This is a genomic window from Variovorax atrisoli 110B (assembly GCF_000382045.1).
GTDB lineage: Bacteria > Pseudomonadota > Gammaproteobacteria > Burkholderiales > Burkholderiaceae_C > Variovorax > Variovorax atrisoli.
Map to the genome: position 1 here is coordinate 774,970 of NZ_KB907450.1, position 17,517 is coordinate 792,486.

At 68.2% G+C, this 17,517-nt stretch carries 16 protein-coding genes; 8 read left to right on the forward strand and 8 right to left on the reverse strand.

What is annotated here, in order from left to right:
- Window positions 1-33: 33 nt before the first annotated feature.
- From G369_RS0103700 to gbd, 6 genes are all read right to left on the reverse strand, one after another.
- On the reverse strand, window positions 34-813 hold the full coding sequence (locus tag G369_RS0103700; protein WP_019652628.1) for a DUF3540 domain-containing protein: 780 nt from the start codon (window positions 811-813) through the stop codon (window positions 34-36).
- Entirely contained in the window at window positions 810-1,946 is a 1,137-nt protein-coding gene (locus tag G369_RS0103705) for a pentapeptide repeat-containing protein (RefSeq protein ID WP_019652629.1), read from the reverse strand. Before G369_RS0103705 ends, G369_RS0103700 begins: the two co-directional genes overlap by 4 nt.
- Window positions 1,943-4,582 (reverse strand): DUF2169 family type VI secretion system accessory protein, encoded by a 2,640-nt coding sequence (locus tag G369_RS0103710; protein WP_019652630.1) that lies wholly within the window; start codon window positions 4,580-4,582, stop codon window positions 1,943-1,945. Before G369_RS0103710 ends, G369_RS0103705 begins: the two co-directional genes overlap by 4 nt.
- 21 nt (window positions 4,583-4,603) lie before the next feature.
- Window positions 4,604-5,053, reverse strand: a complete 450-nt coding sequence (locus G369_RS0103715; RefSeq protein WP_019652631.1) for a hypothetical protein — start codon at window positions 5,051-5,053, stop codon at window positions 4,604-4,606.
- On the reverse strand, window positions 5,050-7,392 hold the full coding sequence (locus G369_RS0103720; protein ID WP_019652632.1) for a type VI secretion system Vgr family protein: 2,343 nt from the start codon (window positions 7,390-7,392) through the stop codon (window positions 5,050-5,052). The genes G369_RS0103715 and G369_RS0103720 overlap by 4 nt, the downstream gene beginning before the upstream one ends.
- 184 nt (window positions 7,393-7,576) lie before the next feature.
- Entirely contained in the window at window positions 7,577-8,713 is a 1,137-nt protein-coding gene (gbd, locus tag G369_RS0103725) for a 4-hydroxybutyrate dehydrogenase (RefSeq protein WP_019652633.1), read from the reverse strand.
- Window positions 8,714-8,854: 141 nt separating this feature from the next.
- On the opposite strand from gbd, the gene G369_RS0103730 reads away from it, so the two are divergent.
- Together G369_RS0103730 and G369_RS0103735 are read left to right on the forward strand one after the other, a co-directional pair.
- Window positions 8,855-9,772 carry an alpha/beta hydrolase gene (locus G369_RS0103730; RefSeq protein ID WP_157773663.1) on the forward strand — a complete coding sequence of 306 codons (918 nt, stop codon included), beginning with the start codon at window positions 8,855-8,857 and terminating at the stop codon, window positions 9,770-9,772.
- Window positions 9,769-10,668, forward strand: a complete 900-nt coding sequence (locus G369_RS0103735) for a YbgC/FadM family acyl-CoA thioesterase (protein ID WP_019652635.1) — start codon at window positions 9,769-9,771, stop codon at window positions 10,666-10,668. Before G369_RS0103730 ends, G369_RS0103735 begins: the two co-directional genes overlap by 4 nt.
- Here G369_RS0103735 and G369_RS0103740 read toward each other — a convergent pair.
- Both G369_RS0103740 and ygfZ read right to left on the reverse strand, forming a co-directional pair.
- Window positions 10,662-11,615, reverse strand: a complete 954-nt coding sequence (locus G369_RS0103740) for a hypothetical protein (RefSeq protein ID WP_019652636.1) — start codon at window positions 11,613-11,615, stop codon at window positions 10,662-10,664. The genes G369_RS0103735 and G369_RS0103740 overlap by 7 nt on opposite strands.
- 154 nt (window positions 11,616-11,769) lie before the next feature.
- Complete coding sequence (gene ygfZ, locus G369_RS0103745) at window positions 11,770-12,696, reverse strand: CAF17-like 4Fe-4S cluster assembly/insertion protein YgfZ (protein ID WP_019652637.1); 927 nt, start codon at window positions 12,694-12,696, stop codon at window positions 11,770-11,772.
- A 137-nt stretch (window positions 12,697-12,833) separates the two neighbouring features.
- Here ygfZ and mltG point away from each other — a divergent pair, with 137 nt between their 5' ends.
- From mltG to G369_RS0103775, 6 genes are all read left to right on the forward strand, one after another.
- The gene (gene mltG / locus G369_RS0103750; RefSeq protein ID WP_019652638.1) at window positions 12,834-13,859 is read left to right on the forward strand and encodes an endolytic transglycosylase MltG; all 1,026 of its coding nucleotides are present in this window, start codon (window positions 12,834-12,836) and stop codon (window positions 13,857-13,859) included.
- Window positions 13,856-14,512, forward strand: coding sequence for a dTMP kinase (gene tmk / locus G369_RS0103755; RefSeq protein WP_019652639.1), 657 nt, complete (start codon window positions 13,856-13,858; stop codon window positions 14,510-14,512). The genes mltG and tmk overlap by 4 nt, the downstream gene beginning before the upstream one ends.
- On the forward strand, window positions 14,509-15,525 hold the full coding sequence (locus tag G369_RS0103760; RefSeq protein ID WP_019652640.1) for a DNA polymerase III subunit delta': 1,017 nt from the start codon (window positions 14,509-14,511) through the stop codon (window positions 15,523-15,525). The genes tmk and G369_RS0103760 overlap by 4 nt, the downstream gene beginning before the upstream one ends.
- Complete coding sequence (locus tag G369_RS0103765; protein WP_019652641.1) at window positions 15,522-15,908, forward strand: PilZ domain-containing protein; 387 nt, start codon at window positions 15,522-15,524, stop codon at window positions 15,906-15,908. The genes G369_RS0103760 and G369_RS0103765 overlap by 4 nt, the downstream gene beginning before the upstream one ends.
- A 111-nt stretch (window positions 15,909-16,019) precedes the next feature.
- Window positions 16,020-16,826 (forward strand): TatD family hydrolase, encoded by an 807-nt coding sequence (locus tag G369_RS0103770; RefSeq protein ID WP_019652642.1) that lies wholly within the window; start codon window positions 16,020-16,022, stop codon window positions 16,824-16,826.
- Complete coding sequence (locus tag G369_RS0103775; protein WP_019652643.1) at window positions 16,823-17,503, forward strand: ankyrin repeat domain-containing protein; 681 nt, start codon at window positions 16,823-16,825, stop codon at window positions 17,501-17,503. The genes G369_RS0103770 and G369_RS0103775 overlap by 4 nt, the downstream gene beginning before the upstream one ends.
- Window positions 17,504-17,517: the final 14 nt, after the last annotated feature.

A 17,517-nucleotide genomic window follows, 5' to 3' on the forward strand; every position in this document is an offset into this window, starting at 1 on the left:
GCGTGAAGCTCCTTCGAATCGGTGGCGGGTGGTTCAGCCCATGTGGATCTGCTCGGCATCGACCTTCACCAGCTCCTTGCTGGTGACGAGCGTGTTCTTCGCATGCAGGCGCAGCGTGCGCGAGGCCTGCATGTCGATCTGCCCCGCGCGCACCTGCTCGACTTCCTCGGTGATGCGGAAGCTCGACCGCGTGAGCAGGCTCAGCCGGTCGAGCACCACCTCGCAGGCGCGGCCGACGAAGCGCGACACCAGCACGCCGAACCGCACTTCGGCGCCCTGGTAGTCCAGCTCGGACACGGTGCATTGCGCGCGCTCGGCCGCGAGCGTCCATTGCGGCGATCGGCTGGCGATGGCGGTGTCCGATTGGAGGTCGATCGCACCCGCGCCCTGGATGGCAACGCCGCCGTGACGCGACTGCAGCCGCAGGTCGCCGTCGACTGCGAGCGTGGCCAGGCTGCTGTCGGCCTGCGCAACGACGGCGATGAGATAGAGCGCCTCGTCGTGCGGGCCGGCGACCATCACCGTGTCGCCGGGGCCGGGCAGCAGCAGGCAGCTGGCGGCGCGCCGGCAGCGCAGCATGCGGCGGCTGTCTGCGAGCACGACTTCGCAGAAGCCGTCTTCGGCCTCAGCGGCGCTGACCGTCGCCATGGCGATGCCGCTGGGCGGTGCGTCGGCTTGCCGTTGCTTCGGGCCTGCTTGCTTGCGCAGCAGCGGCGCCAGCGCGTTTTCGTCGGCGCTTTCATTGCCGCATTCGTCGCCGCGGCCGGCCAGCGGCGCGGGTGCGCTGGACGGTGTCCTGGATGCCATCGTCATGCGGGGTCCTTCATGTGGGAGGAGGGGAGGTCCTGCGCGCGCATCAGGCCGTGCGCGTCGCGATCGATGCGCACGGCGCGGTGCGGGCGCTGCCACGCGACGCGCTCGGCCTCGAACAGCTCGGGGTCGGCGTCGAGCACGCCGATGCGGTCGCTCCAGCGCGTGCCCGCCTGCAGGCTTCGGTGCATCTGCGTGCGCTGGAAGACGGCCTTCTCGAAATTGGCGGCGCGCAGGTCTGCGTATGAAAAGTCGGCGTACATCAGCCGGCTGTGCGCGAACGACGTGCGCTCGCAGCGGGCGCGGTGGAACACGCATTGTTCGAGCCGCGCGTCGGAAAAGTCGGCGTCGGCGAGCTGCGCATCGATCCACAGCGACTGGTCGAACACGCCCCCGCGGCAATCCGCCCCGCGCATGTCGGCCTGCGGAAACAGCGACTGCGGCGCGTGCACGCGCAGCAGCCGTGCGCCATCCAGCGCCGCGCCCTTGAAGTTGCACTGCACCAGCCGCGCGTCGTCGAACACGCAGTTCGACAGGCGCGCGTCGATGAACTGGCAGCGCTCGAGCGACTGGCCTGCGAACGACTGGCCCCGCAAGTCGGCCTCGGTGAAGATTGCGTTGTCGAAGCGCGCGCCGAGAAAGCCCGTCTCGCGCAGGTCGCAGCGAAAGAACACGCCGGTCGCGAACGCGGCTTCGCCGAAGTCGGCATCGCCGATGCGGCTGTCGTTGAAGATTGTCTTGGTGACCGATGCACGCACGAACCGTGCGCCGCCGAGGTCGCAATCGTGGAAAGCGGCCTCCTGCAGTACCGATTCATCGGCCTGCACGCCCCGCAGATCGGACTCGGCAGCCACCGTGCCTTCCCACCGAGCCGCGTGCATCGGCGCTTCCTGCAGGCTGCAGCGCAGGAAAGAAGTCTTGCCCAGCTGCGCGCCGTCCATCGCTGCGCCGTCGAAGACACAGCGCTCGAACACGGCGTCGGCCAGTTGCACGCCGTTCATGCTTGCGCGCGTGAAGCGGCACTCGCTGAACAATCCGCCCGACAGGTCGAGTCCGTCGAGCGGCATTGCGCTGAAGTCTTCTCCCTGCAATGGCTCGCCGCTGCGTACCTTGGCTGCCAGCGCCTGCGGGCTCATTCGACGGCGGCGGCCCGCGCGGCCGGCACGGTCTTGGTGTGCACGATGTAGGCGTCGCGTGTCTCGGTGACGTCGTCGATCACGATCTGGGACATGTCGGCGCGAAACAGGTTGGCTTCGCGCAGGTCGGCCGACAGCAGCCGGGCCTTGTTGAAATTGGCGTTCATGAGGTTCGCGGCGCGCAGCGAAGCCCGGCTCAGGTTGCTGCGTATGAAAAGGCTCTCGGGCGTCTGTGCCGCACCGAGGTCGGCGGCGGTGAGGTCGCACGACGAAAGATCGCAGGTGTCGAGGGTCGAGCGCGCAAAGCGCACGCCCTCCATCGGAATCTCGCGCAGGCTGCATTGCACGAGCGTGGCTTCTTCGAAGTCGGCGCCGCGCAGGCTGCTGTTGCCGACGAAGCAGGTGCTGCGCAGCAGTGCACGCCCGAACACCATTCGGTCGTCGCAATTCACGTGGGTCCAGGCGCAGGCTTCGAGCTCGGCGCCGCTGAAGTCGAGCCCTGCCACGCGGCACCCCAGGAAGCCGGCCTTCATGAGACGTGCGCCGCGAAAGCTGCAGTCTTCGATGGTCACGTCGGAAAGAAACCCGATGTAGGCGGCGTCGACCGCATCGAAGTTGCAATGCAGCAGCTGCGATTCGATGACGTGCAGGTGGCGCATGCGGGCCGATGAAAAGTCGCAGCGCTCGAGCTTGAGCTTCTCGAAGCCCGTGCCTTCGAACAGGGCCTGCGAGAAGACGGCCTGCTCGCACTGGATGCCGGCAAGGTTGGTGTCGCGGAAGACCGCGCGCTTGAAGTCGCCGGCCGACAGATGCGCGCGCACGAGCACGGCTTCGCTGAAGTCCGCGCCTTCGCAGCGTGCGCGGCGCAGGTCGGCGCCTTCGAGCAGCGCGCGGCGGAAGCAGGCGCCCTGCAGGTCCATTCCGCAGAGGTCGGCGCCCGTGAGGTCCATGTCGGTGAAATCGCGGCTGCCCTGGAGCACGGACAGAACCTTGGCGCGCAGCGCGGCCTGCCGTTCGTCGCTGGGTGCATCGATCGGCGTCTGGTGCTGGGCCGAACCGCGGTACAGCGCGAGCAGCCCGCGCTCGGCGTCCTGCGCGAGCTTGCGCATCGACTCGACTTGCTGCCCCGGCAGCGGCGCGGTACCGGTGGCCGCGGGAATGCCTTCGAAGCCGCGCAGCAGTTCGGCGCTGTCGACCTTCGGCGGGCCCTTCGGGCGCGTAGCGTCGTGTTCACGCACCAGCTTGCCGGTGTCGAAGCCGACTTTCATCGACTCCTTGGCGTTGGCATCGGCCTCGCGCTGCAGGCGCTCGCGCTCGACGGCGCCCTGTTCGCGCTGGGCCCGCGCGTGGTGGTCGGCCTGTTCGACGAAGTCCGGCAGCTCGCGCAGCGTGGGCATTCGCGTGAAGGGCTCCGGCAGGCGGCGCTCGTTGAAGTGCCGCGCCTTGTGGCCGGCGGCGAGCGCCTTCTGCTTCAGGTCTTCGCGGGCTTGCGCGCCACGCTCGCGCATGTTGCGCACGAGCGCCGAGTCGCCGGTGCCGGGCTGGTCGAGCCACGGGCCGATCGCTTCGTCGGGAATGAGCTCGTCGTCGCGGAACATGTACAGCGCGCCCTTGTCCGGGTCGCAGCGCTGGCGCAGCACGGCGGCGTAGTGGTCGAGGTCGCGCGGCTGGCCGACGCTTTCCAGCGCGGGCATCACATGCGAGATGTCGGACGCATCGTCTTCATCGATGCGCGTCTCTCCGTGGAAGACCAGCACCACGCGCTCGAGATGTGGAAAGAACCATGCGGTGGTCAGCCGCTGCGGCACTTCCTCGATCTGGCCGGGAAGCCGGTGCCGCGCGATGACGGCAAGGGCGCGCCACTGCGGCAGGCGGCCTTGCTGGATCGGCGTTGCAGGGTGCATGTTCCAGACCGCGAAGGGCGTGCCCGGTGCAATCTCCGCCGTGTCGTGAAAACGCTGGTCGGCGGGCGCGGCGTTGAAAAGCTGCCAGTCCATGTCCTCGGCGAATCCGGGGAACAGGTTGTCGCGCCAATGCCCGTCGTATTGCTTGCCGATGAGCCGCAGGCGGCGCGGCCATGCGATGTCGAGCGGACCGAAGCCCGCCGGCTCCGGCCGGTCGCCTGGATGGTGCAGGCGGTGCGCGGGGTCTTCGATGTTGGGTAGCCGCTGCACCTCATGGCCGTTCACGTTCTCCAGGCCGTGGCCGCGGCCCAGCGGGTTGTCCGCGAAATCGGGGCCGCCGTAGGCGCGCGTCCAGTCGATGCGCATGGCCTCGAAGGGCTGGGGTGGGGAAGGGCGTGCGCCGATCCAGAAACGATCACCGAACACCGCGAGGTCCTTGGCCAGATGGCCGACCTGCAGCCGTGCGGCGCAGCGGGTCTTCTCTTGGTGGTGCGCGGTGTAGGCGTAGCCGGTCGCGAGCATCTCGGCGCGAACCTTGGGAATGCCGAGGTCGATCGCCGTGGCCGGCCCCAGTTCCTCGGACAGCGTCTTCCAGAACTCGGGCTCGGGTGTCAGCACAGGCTGGCTGCTCATCGAGGCCATGCAAAGCGTGGTGACGGCCAGGCGCTGCTCGGCCCGCCGGAGGAAGGGGCGCGTGATCACGCTCAGCCGCAGCGGCTTGACTGTCTTCATGGACGAGGAAGGGAACAGCGCTCAGTCGGCACGCGGCAGCTCCAGCGGCGTGCGCGTGCGGTCGATGGCCACCGAGGCCGGATCGCTCGGGTCGTAGCGCAAGTGGACGACGCGCTGCGGCGTGAGGAACTGCGGCACCAGCGCGTCTTCGACGAAGGTGGGAATCGAGGCCGAATGCGCCGCGCCGGCGGCATCGGTGTAGGCCACGTCGAGCACCAGCGCGCAGACCGTCTGGCCGCGCGAGCCGCCGCGCGTCATGTTGTTGGGATGCATGCGCACGTTGCTGACCACGGCTTCAGCCGGCTGGCCCGTCTGCGCGAGCACCGCCCAGCGCCTGGCCTCGGCCATGTAGCGGCCGTTCTCCTTGCGCATGTAGCCCACCGCGCCGATGCCGCCCAGCACCACTACGGCCATCACCACGCCAAAGAACACCCAGAGAAGCGTCTCCCACTCGACCATGCCGGGCGTCACATCACGAGGTGCATGGCCTGCGCATAGGCCGCCATGCCGTCCATGTAGAAGCGGACCGCGGTCCTGCCGACTTCCATGGCCTGGTTGGTGATGTCGATGCCCTTGTTCGCGATCTTGAAGGTCAGGAAGTCGACCTTGAGCACCGCGTACTGCGAGTTGATGCCGTAGAACTGCTGGCGCACGCCCCAGAAGTCGAGCGACATGCCCACCGCGCCGAAGCGGAAGCCCGCGCCGCCGGAGCGCGTCAGGCGCCAGTCGCTGCTCTTGGCGTAGTTGTTGGTGTAGCTGACCGAGTTGTTGGTGTAGCTCACCGCCAGGTTGTTGTACGTGTTCGACGTCGTGTTGTAGACGGTGGTATTGATGACGTGCTGCGTCGTGTTGTGGATATGGTTCGTGGTGTTGAAGGTCACGTCCGGCGAGGTATGCACCGTCGGGCCGGTGACGGTGGTGGTCGACGGGCCGTTGACCACCACCGTATTCGAAGCGTCGATGGTGTCCTGCCGGCCCGCGCTCACGAAGCGCACTTCCTGCCCGTTGATGGTGCCGTGGTAGCCGCCGGTGATGGTCGAGTTGACGCCGCCGGTGATGGTGTCGTTCAGGCCTCCGCTGAGCACGCGCGTCTTGCCACCAGAGATGGTCTGGTTCACGCCGCCGGTCACGGTCTCGGTGAAGCCGCCGGTCACGCTGCGGGTGTCGCCGCCCGTGATGGTTTCCTTGGCACCGGCGGTGATGTCGCGTGTCTCGCCGTCCTGGTAGGTGGCCGATTCGTGGCCCTTGATGAGCGTGGTGCGGGTGCCGTCGGTGGTGTGGGTTTCGTCCGCTTCCACTTCCACGTCGAGGTTGCGCTCGGCATGCAGCAGGATCTGCTCGGCACCCGTGCGGTCCTCGAAGCGCAGCATGTTGGCCTGGTTGGCTGCGCCGCCGCTGCTGGAGCGCGTGAGGATGCCGCTGGCCGTGGCGTTGGCGGGCAGCTCCCATGGCGGCATCTGGTCGCTGTTGTAGACGCGGCCGGTGACGATGGGGCGGTCGGGCTCGCCGCCGATGAAATCGACGATCACTTCCTGGCCCACGCGCGGCATGTGCATGGTGCCGTAGTTGGCGCCGGCCCAGCTGCTCGACACGCGCACCCAGCAGGAGCTGTTCTCGTTCGACTGGCCGTAGCGGTCCCAGCGGAACTGGAGCTTCACGCGGCCGAAGCGGTCGGTCCAGATCTCCTCGGGGCCGACCACCGTGGCTGTCTGCGGACCGTTGGTACGAGGGCGTGGCGTCTTGCGAGCCGGACGGTAGGGCACGGAGGAGGGCAGCACGGTGAAGTCGAACTCGCACACCGATTCGCTGCTGCCGCCCGAGGAGTACTCGGGCTCGCGCAGGTCGTAGCGGGCCTCGGTGACCAGGTATTCGCGGTTGTCCGACTCGCGCGGGCAATGCGTCATCTGGAACAGGTAGCCCGGCGCCATGCCCACCACGTTGGTGTGGCCCGCGGCCAGCTCGTGTGCGCACTGCAGCTCCTGCAGGCGGATCTTCGCGTAGGCGTCGCCCTGCTGGTGCTCGGTGTAGCCGCCGAGCCATTCGTAGACCTCGTAGGTCGAGTGATCGTGAGGCTTGGGGTCCTGCTGCACGCTCTGGAGCGAGGCGCGCGACTTCCGGAAATCGAAGTCGTCGAGCATCACGCGGCCGGAGGTGATCTGCTCGGCCACCCGCCACTGGTCGATGCAGGGCTCCAGCGCATTGACCACGCGGTCGCGCGGCCGGTAGGGAATGCTGGCATGGCCCGGCAGAGGCTTGTAGCTGCCTGCGTCGTCGGCCAGCACCAGCAGGTGCGAACCGTCGGCGTGTTCGAAGTGATAGGCGATGCCTTCGTGCTCCATCAGGCGGCTGACGAAGGCGAAGTCGCTTTCCTGGTACTGCACGCAGTACTCCCAGGTGGGGTAGCTGCCGGTGAGGCGCTTCTCGAACTGGAAGCCGTACTTGCCCAGCACTTCGTCGAGCACCTCGGGCACGCTCTTGTTCTGGAAGATGCGGCAGTCGGTGGTGCGCGTGAGGTACCAGAGCCACGGCTGCACCAGCGCGCGATAGATGTATTGGCGGCCGGTTTCGTTGGCGCGGCCCACGAGCTCGAAGCGAACCACGGTGCCGTTGAGGAAGCGCGGGCCGCCTTCGTCGGCCAGCTCCAGCGTGAGCGAGGTGCCGAGCAACTGCTTCAGGTCGAGGCTGAAGCTGGTGCTGACCATGTCCACTTCGAACTCGAAGAGTTCGGAGAGTCCCTCCCGTCCCCGCATCGAGCGGAACTTGAGCTGCTCCGAGCTCAGGACGGTGTGGACTTGGACTGTGCGCTGCATTCGGAACTTCCCTGACCCTTGGGTTTCCGCGGCTGGGAAACCTTCGGTGACAGTCTAGAAATCCCTTATGTCACATAAATGACGCGAGGGGTGTGAGAGGGCGGTTTTTCCCTCTGAAACACCCCTCGGAACGCTCACTGAAGCAATGTGTAGAAGAAGCCATTACAGGCTTCTTGCGCGGGCCTTACATCGAGGCTTCGAGCATCGCCTTGTAGTCGTCGCGCGTGGCCAGGCGCGGGTTGGTCTTGTGGCAGTGGTCGGCCATGGCGCCGTCGATGATCTGCTCGAACATCGCCGGCATCACACCCACTTCGGCCAGGCCCTTGGGCAGGCCGAGGCGCGCGTTCATGTCGCGGATCGCATCGCCCAGGTCGCCGGCCGAATCGAGGTGCATGGCTTGCGCCATGCGCTGCAGACGCTGTTCCTTCTGCACCGACTCGGCGCCCGAGTTGAAGTGGATCACAGCGGGCAGGAAGAGGGCGTTGAGCGTGCCGTGATGCAGGCGCGGATCGACGCCGCCAAGGCTGTGGCTCAGCGAGTGCACGCAGCCCAGGCCCTTCTGGAAGGCCATCGCACCCTGCATCGACGCGCTCATCAGGTTCAGGCGCGCCTCGCGGTCGCTGCCGTCCTTGGTTGCGCGTTCGATGTGGCCCCATGCGCGCTCCAGTCCGTCGAGGCCGATGCCGTCGGCCGGCGGATTGAACGCCGCCGACATGAAGGTCTCCATGCAGTGCGCGATGGCGTCCATGCCGGTGGCGGCAGTGAGCTTGGGCGGCAGGCCCAGCGTGAGCTCGGGGTCGCAGATGGCCGCCTTGGGCATCAGGAACCAGCTGTGGAAGCCCAGCTTGCGGTGGTCGTCGACGATGACGATGGCGCCGCGCGCCACCTCGCTGCCGGTGCCGCTGGTAGTGGGCACCGCGATCAGAGGCACCACGCGCTCGGTGATGCGCGGCGAGCCGCCTTCGATGGTCGCGTAGGTCTTGAGCGGACCCTCGTGCGTGGCCGCGATGGCGACGCCCTTGGCGCAGTCGATGGCGGAGCCGCCGCCCACGGCGATCAGGCCGTCGCAGCGGCCGCTGCGGTAGAGCTCCACGGCCGCGCGCACTGCGGCTTCGGTGGGGTTGGAGGGCGTCTGGTCGAAGACCGAGACTTCGAGGTCGGCGATGGCGTCGAGCGCCTTCTGCAGCACACCGGCCGCGCGCACGCCGGCGTCAGTCACGATCAGAGGACGGTTGATGCCGATGCGCGCGCATTCGCTGGAAAGCAGCTTGATCGCGCCGAACTCGAACTGGATCTGGGTGAGGTATTGAATGAGTGCCATGGGGGTGAAGGCCTCCGGGAGCCCGGGGCAGTACGATTGCCGACCAGCCAAATCTAACAAGAGCGAACCGTCTTGCACACGAAAGAAACCCTTGCCGCTGTCGCGCCGGGCACACCGGACACCACGCGGCTCACGCAGAAGATGGCCAGCGTCGTCGAACGCATGGCCCGCGCAGGCCACCCGCCGCTCGACCGCCAGACCCCCGACGAGGCCAAGGCCTCCTATGAAAAGGGTGCCGGCGTGCTCGAAGTGCCCAAGCCCGAACTGGCGCGCATCGAAGACTTCACCATCTCGGCCCGCGACGGCCATGCGCTCCCCGCGCGCCTCTACGCGCCCTCGGCGGAGGTGCTGCCGGTGCTGATCTATTTCCATGGTGGCGGCTTCACCGTCGGCAACATCCGCACGCACGACACGCTGTGCCGCGTGCTGAGCATGAAGAGCGGCTGCGCCGTGATTTCCGTGGACTACCGGCTGGCCCCCGCGCACAAGTTCCCGACCGCATCGAACGACGCGTGGGATGCCTTCCAGTTCATCGCGAAGGAAGGCGCAAGCCTGGGCCTCGACCCCTCGCGGCTGGCGGTGGGCGGCGACAGCGCGGGCGGCACGCTCGCGGCGGTCTGCGCCATCCTCGCGCGCGATGCGGGGCTGCCGCTCTCGCTGCAGATGCTGATCTACCCCGGCACCACCGCGCACCAGGACACGGCCTCGCACCTGCGCCACGTCGACGGCCCGCTGCTGACCAAGGCCATGATCGACTTCTTCTTCGCGCAGTACGTCAACACGCCCGCCGACCGCGACGACTGGCGCTTCGCGCCGCTGCTGGCCGACGACGTCGACGGCGTGGCGCCGGCCTGGATCGGCCTGGCCGAATGCGATCCGGTGGTGGACGAAGGCATCGCCTACGCAGACAAGCTGCGCGCGGCAGGCGTTCCGGTCGACCTGGAGATCTACCGTGGCGTGATCCACGAATTCATCAAGATGGGCCGGGCGATTCCGGAGGCGCTGCAGGCGCAGGACGACGCGGCCCGGGCAATCAAGGAGGCATTGCTGACACCATGAGCGACACGACGACATCCAACGAACGCAAGGACTTCCGCTTCTTCCACCGCCTGCGCGTGCGCTGGGCCGAAGTCGACATGCAGAAGATCGTCTTCAACGCGCACTACCTGATGTACTTCGACACCGCCATCGCCGACTACTGGCGTGCGCTGGCGCTGCCGTACGAGGAGTCGATGCACGCGATGGGCGGCGACCTGTACGTGCGCAAGGCGACGGTCGACTTTCGCGCATCGGCGCGCATCGACGACGTGCTCGACGTCGGCATGCGCTGCGTGCGCATCGGCAACTCGTCGATCGTGTTCGAAGGCGGGCTGTTCCGGCAGGACCAGTTTCTCGTCGGCTGCGAGCTGGTCTACGTGTTCGCCGATCCGGCGACGCAGACCTCGAAGCCGGTTCCGCCGGCACTGCGCGAGGTGCTGCTGGGCTACGAGGCGGGCGAGGCCATGCGCACCATCGAGACGGGCGACTGGGCCACGCTGGGCGAAGGCGCCGGTGCGCTGCGTCGTGCGGTGTTCATCGAAGAGCAGAACATTCCCGAGTCGCTGGAGTGGGACGAGCAGGATGCAGTGGTGCTGCACGCGGTGGCGCGCAACCGGCTCGGGCAGGTCATCGCCACGGCGCGGCTGCTGCCGGCCGAGAACGGCATCTCGCACATCGGCCGCGTGGCGGTGCACCGCAACCTGCGCAGCGGCGGACATGGTGCCGCGGTGATGCAGGTGCTGGAAGACGCCGCCCGGAAGCGCGGCGACAGCGTGGTCGCGCTGAACGCGCAGCGCAGTGCCGAGCGCTTCTACACGCGGCTCGGCTATGTACCGCACGGCGAGGGCTTCGAGGAGGCCGGCATCCCGCACATCGAGATGCGCCGGCCGCTTCGGCCCGCTTCGTCTTCTCAGTAGCGGCTCGGAGGATCGGGCACGTAGCCCGGGTCCGAGCCGGGGAAAGGCGACGGGCCCGCGGGACGCGGCCAGCGCGGCGCGGGCGGCACCGGGATGATGCCCGCGGCGACGAGGTTCTCGCGGCTGTCGTAGCGGATGCGCACGACCTCGTCGGGCGACGACTGCGCGCGCTCGAAGGTGGTCTTGCCGACGTACGAGGTTTCGCGGCGGCCGTGGGCGGTGCCCAGGCTCGGGCTGGGTGCCGACTGGCGCGCCAGGTTGCCCGATGAAGAGGATTCGGCGGCCGCGGCGGGCGCGGCACTGTCCGCTGCGCCTGACTTGGCCCGCGCATCGCCCTGGTACGACGACGATTCGCTGCGGCGCTCGCGTTCGGGGCCATACCCTCCATATCCGCCGTAGTCGTCGCGGCGCGGGAACGGGGTGACAGGCGGAGGCAGCGGCTCGGGCATGCGCTCGCGGAACATCGCGACGCCGATCACGCCCACGTCGTCGGGCCTGCCGGTGCGGCTCGCGTACGAATTGCCGGCCGCCGCGAATTCGAAGGCCGCGATCTGCGAATCGCTCTTGCGCCAGCCGGTGATGTCGCTGCGCTCGCGGGGGCCGAACACGTAGCCGTTCTGCAGTACGCCCGCGGTCTCGCCCGTGACCACGTTGACGCCGTCCACGGACATCACGGCCATGATGCGCTCGCCCATCGCGTTGCGCGCCCGGATGGCATAGCGTGCGCCGGGGCGGCCGGCCACCCAGTATTCGCCGCGATGGCGGTAGATCGGCAATTCGGCGCCGGTGCCGCGGTCGACCACGCTGATCTGCATCAGCGAACCGATGCGGCTGGACGGCGTGGAAGGAACATAGGGGCGTTCCGATGGCTGGGCGCAGGCCGGGAGCGAGACCATGGCGGTCATGGCTGTCGCGGCCAGGGCGGTGGAAAAGAGTCTGCGCTTCATGGTGTGTCTTCCTTGCCGGAGTTGATCGGTGCCGGCTTCTACGGCGCAGCAAAGGCAACGGGGTTGGCAGACACGCAAAAAAATGGCGCCGTCGTTTCCGACAGCGCCAAACGCCTGTTTTCAAAGGCGTTGGGGGTTCAAGGAGTGCGCGGGCTCAGATGTCTTCGAGCAGCGGGTAGGGCAGCGGCTCGACCGTGAGCGCAGGGCCGTCGGCCGCGCCTGCGCGCAAGCCGCCGGCATCGAGCGCGGCGATCTGCATCGAGACCAGCGCGGACCAGCCGCCACCGGGCGCCGGCGCTGCCTGCGCCACGGTGCCCACGGGCTGCTCGGCGTCGTCGGCGGCGAACACTTCCTGGCCCACGGACACCGGCGCGTCAGCCTGCACGAGGTAGGTGCGCCGTTTCAGCGTGCCGCGGAACTGGCTGCGCGCAACCACTTCCTGGCCGGGATAGCAGCCCTTCTTGAAGTTCACGCCGCCCACGGATTCGTAGTTGATCATCTGCGGCACGAAGGCTTCGATGACCGGGGTCGTCAGCGTCACGATGCCGCTGCGCACCTCGCTCCATTGCCACAGGTTGTCTTCAAGGGCCGGACCCGTTGGCGCAGCGTGGCCTGCGGGGGCGATCCAGAGCGCGCGCGGCACGCCGTCGGCAGGGTAGAGCGACACGGCGCTGACTTCATCGCCGACCGCCGTGCGCTTGCCCGGCTGGGCAGCGGCGTCGAGTCCGTTGGCCGTGAGCGCGGTGCCTGCCAGGCCGTAGAGCGCAAACTGCGCGGTCGCATCGGTCAGCTTGACCTTGGCGCGCAGCACGTACATCGACAGGCGCTTGAGGGTGGCGGCGAGGATGTCGCGGCTGCACACCAGCAGGATCAGCTCAGGTTGCGGCTTGATGCCGATGAAACTTGCGATCACACGGCCCTTGGCGGTGCACAGGGCCGCGAGGCGGGCATCGGAGGCGCCGAGCAGGGAGAAGTCCTGTGTGAGCTGGCCGTGGAGGAAGCTGGCGGCGTCGGGACCTTCGGCCCGGATCACGCCGAGATGGGAGAGGGCGGTCACCCCATTGAGAACGACAGTGGTCATCGCTGAATTATCATGGCCGGGCCTGTCCCTTCGGGGCGGCGGGGGCTCCGGCCCTGCGGTTCGCAAGGGCACCTGTCTCTCGTCCGGGGCCTGCTGGTTTTTCCTCCGTTTTTCTCCGTCACCCCCACATCGGATCCGTGCGCAGCTTCTTTCTCACGCTTTTCCTGCTCGCCGCCCTGGTCGTGCTCGCGCTCGGCGGCGCCGGCCTATGGTGGGTGCACCAGCCACTCAAGCTGCCTGCGCCCAGCGTCGACCTGTCGGTCGAGCCCGGCACCACGCCGCGCGGCATCGCCCAGGCGGTGGCCGACACGGGCGTCGACGTCCAGCCGCAACTGCTCTACCTGTGGTTCCGCATCTCCGGACAAGACCGCCAGATGCGCGCCGGCAGCTACGAGCTGGAACGCGGCGTGACGCCCAAGCTGCTGCTCAACATCCTGGTGCGCGGCGAGGAGGCCACGCGCAGCGTGGTGCTGGTGGAAGGCTGGAACATCCGCCAGGTACGCGCCGCGCTCGCCAAGGCCGACCAGCTCAAGCCCGACAGCGTGGGCATGACCGACGAGGCGCTGATGGCCAAGCTGGGAAGGCCCGGCGTGCATCCTGAAGGCCGCTTCTTCCCGGACACCTATACCTACTCCAAGGGCTCCACCGATGTCGCCCTGCTGCAGCGCGCGATGCGGGCCATGGACAAGAAGCTCGAAGCCGCCTGGGCCGCCCGAGCATCCGACCTGCCGCTGAAATCGGCCGATGAGGCGCTGATTCTGGCCAGTATTGTCGAAAAGGAGACAGGCAAGGCCAACGACCGGGCGGAGATCGCAGCCGTTTTCGCCAACCGGTTGCGCATCGGTATGCCGCTGCAGACCGATCCGACGGTCATCTACGGCATGGGCACCGCCTTCGACGGCAACCTGCGCAAGAAAGACCTGCAGACCGACACGCCCTGGAACACCTACACGCGCGGCGGCCTGCCGCCCACGCCGATCTCGATGCCGGGCAAGGCGGCGCTGCTGGCGGCCGTGCAGCCGGCCCAGAGCAAATCGCTGTATTTCGTGTCACGCGGCGACGGCACCAGCCAGTTCAGCAGTTCGCTCGACGACCACAACCGAGCGGTCAACCGCTACCAGCGCGGCGGCGGCGACACCAAACCGAAGGCGACGACCCAATGAGCGAACAGGGCCTTTTTCTGACGCTGGAAGGCATCGACGGCGCGGGCAAGTCGAGCCATCTCGATGCGCTGGAGGCGCGCTTCAAGGTGCAGGGCCGCACCGTCGTGCGCACGCGCGAGCCCGGCGGCACGCCGCTGGCTGAAACGCTGCGCGGGCTGATCCTCGAGAAGCCGATGGACCCTTTGACCGAGTCGCTGCTGGTCTTCGCCGCCCGGCGCGACCACATCGCGCAGGTCATCGAGCCGGCGCTGGCGCGTGGCGACGTGGTGCTGTGCGACCGCTTCACCGACGCCACCTTCGCCTACCAGGGCGCGGGGCGGGGTTTCGACAACGCCGTCCTGTCGACGCTCGAGCAATGGGTCCAGGCGCAGGCCGGCAGCGCGAAGCTGCTGCAGCCGCAGGTCACGCTGTGGTTCGACCTGGCTCCGGAGATCGCCGCGCAGCGGCTGGCCGGCGCCCGCGTGCCCGACAAATTCGAGGCCCAGCCGGTCGAGTTCTTCCGCCGCGTGGCGCAGGGCTATGCGGACCGCGCGAGCGCCGACGCGCAACGCTTCGTGCGAATCGACGCCAGCCAGACGCGCGAGCAGGTCTGGTGGCAGATCGAATCCGAGCTGATTGCGCGCGGTGTGCTGGCCGGCGGAGGCATTCGATGAGCGCCGAGGCACTGTCTCCCTGGCTGCGCCGGCCGCTGACGGAGCTGCTGCGCCAGCGCGGCCATGCCTGGCTGCTGCAGGGGCCGTCCGGCATCGGCCAGTACGAGCTGGCGCTGGCCCTGGCCTCCGCCTGGCTGTGCGAGCAGCCGACGGAGCAGGGCACCGCCTGCGGCCATTGCGCGAGCTGCCACGCCATCGAGGTGCGCACGCATGCCGACCTTTGCGTGCTGATGCCCGAAGTCGCCATGCACGAGCTGAGCTGGCCGCTCGACGAGAAGGCCCAGGCCGAGATCGACGACAAGAAGCGCAAGCCCAGCCGCGAGATCCGTGTCGAGGCGATGCGCGACGCGGTCGGCTTCGCCCAGCGCACCAGCGCGCGCGGACGCGGCAAGGTGGTGCTGGTGTATCCGGCCGAGCGCATGAACACGATCACCGCCAATGCGCTGCTGAAGACGCTGGAGGAGCCCGTCGGCGATGTCCGCTTCGTGCTCGCCAGCGAGGCTGCCTGGCAACTGCTGCCGACCATCCGCAGCCGCTGCCTCGGCTTCACGCTTCCCTGGCCTGAAACCGCCGAGGCGCAAGCCTGGCTGGTCGCGCAGGACGTGCCTGCGGCCGACGCGGCCGCCTTGCTGCGCGCCGCCGGCGGCCGGCCCAGCGATGCCCTGCGCCTCGCGCGGGCAGGGCAGTCGCCCAAGGCCTGGGCACTGCTGCCCAAGGCCATGGTGCGAGGCGACGTCGGCGCGCTGGCCGACCACGCACCTGCGCAGGCGGTAGGCGCGCTGCAGAAGCTCTGCCATGACCTGATGGCCGTCGGCAACGGCGCGGCGCCCCGATTCTTCGAAGCGGCCGACCTTCCCGCGGCACCGCCACGGCTGGCGCTCGCGCGCTGGTCGAAGTCGCTCGCGAGCGCCGCAAGGACCGCGGAGCACCCGTTCAACGCGGGCCTCATGCTCGAAGCGCTTGTGAGCGAAGCGCGAACCACCCTAAACTCTGCCGCTCGTCGCCGACCATGAACCAACCTGCCGCACCCGCTGCGCCCGCAGCATCCTCCGCACCCGCCCGGCCGAGCGTCATCCAGCTCGCCATCAAGGAAAAGGGCGCGCTGTACGCGGCCTACATCCCGCTGTTCGCCGAGGGCGGCATCTTCATTCCGACCTCGCGCGAATACCGCCTTGGCGACGACGTCTATGTGCTGCTGACGCTGCCGGAAGACCCGCAGCGCTACCCCGTGGCCGGCAAGGTGGCCTGGATCACGCCGCCGCGCGCCGCAGGCAACCGGGCTCCGGGCGTGGGTATCCGTTTTCCTTCCGACGAGAAGTCGCGCCAGCTGAAGGCGCGCATCGAAGCGGCGCTCGGCGGCTCGATGGCCTCCGACCGCCCCACGCAAACCATCTGAGTCTTCCGCCGCCGTCACGGTGGCGCGGAACTCGTTCGACGGCGCCCGCCTCCCATACGGACCCCGCACGGGGCCCAGCCAGGGGCGAGCACCGCCATCCCTTCATTCCCGATGTTCACAGACTCCCACTGCCATCTCACTTTTCCCGAATTCGCGGGCCAGATGCCTGAGATCCGCGCCGCCATGGCTGCGGCGCAGGTCGACCGGGCGCTGTGCATCTGCACCAAGCTCGAGGAATTCGACGAAGTGCAGGCCCTCGCGGCCGCCTACGACAACTTCTGGGCCAGCGTGGGCGTGCATCCCGACAACGAGGACATCGCCGAGCCCACCGTCGAAGACCTGGTGCGCCTCTCGCAGCGCCCGCGCGTGGTGGCCATCGGCGAGACCGGCCTCGACTACTACCAGATGGAAGAGCGCAAGGGCGGCCGCAGCATTTCCGACCTCGAATGGCAGCGTGACCGCTTCCGCGTGCACATCCGCGCCGCCCGCCAGACCGGCAAGCCGCTGATCATCCATACCCGCGAAGCCTCGGCGGACACGCTGGCGATCCTGAAGGAGGAGGGCGAGGACGCCTCGCCCGGCGCGGCCGGCGGCGTGTTCCACTGCTTCACCGAGACTGCCGAGGTGGCGCGGGCGGCGCTGGACCTGGGTTTCTACATCTCCTTCTCCGGCATCCTGACGTTCAAGAAGGCCCAGGACCTGCGCGACGTGGCCGCCTTCGTCCCGCTGGACCGCATGCTGATCGAGACCGACAGCCCGTACCTCGCGCCGGTGCCGTACCGCGGCAAGACCAACAACCCGTCCTACGTGCCCTACGTGGCGCAGCAGATCGCGGAGCTGCGAAAGATGCCAGTGGAGGCCGTCGCCAAGGCCACGAGCGACAATTTCGAAGCCTTGTTCAGGGAAGTCAAATCATGAAAAACTACTTCAAGAAATCGATCTATCTCATTGTCGTTGCTGTATCTTTTGCAGCCCATGCCGGTTCCTTCGAAGACTTTTTCCGGGCCGTGCGCGGCGACAACGCCAGCGGCGTCAGGAACCTCATCCAGCGCGGATTCGACCCCAACACCCGCGATGAACACGGTCAGACGGGCCTCCTGATCGCATTGCGCGAGCCTTCGCCTAAGGTGATCAAGGTGCTGATCGAGGCGCCGCAGACCGACGTGGACATCGCCAGCCCGAAGGACGAGACCCCTCTGATGCTCGCGGCCATCAAGGGCCAGCAGGATGTGGTGGACCAGCTGCTCAAGCGCGACGCCGCTGTCAACAAGACCGGCTGGACGCCGCTGCACTACGCCGCCACCAGCGGGCAGATCGCGATCATGAAGACCTTGCTCGAGAACTTCGCCTTCATCGACGCGCAGTCGCCCAACGGCACCACGCCGCTCATGATGGCGGCCATGTACGGCTCCAACGACGCGGTGAAGCTGCTGCTCGACGAGGGCGCGGACACGACCATGAAGAACCAGCTGGGCATGACTGCCGTGGACTTCGCGAACAAGGCGAACCGCTCGGAGGCTGCCTCGATGATCGCCGCAGCTGCGAATGCGAGGGCCAATGCGCCCAAGGCTGTGCCCAAGGATGGCAAGTGGTGAGCTTCGCTCCTCCT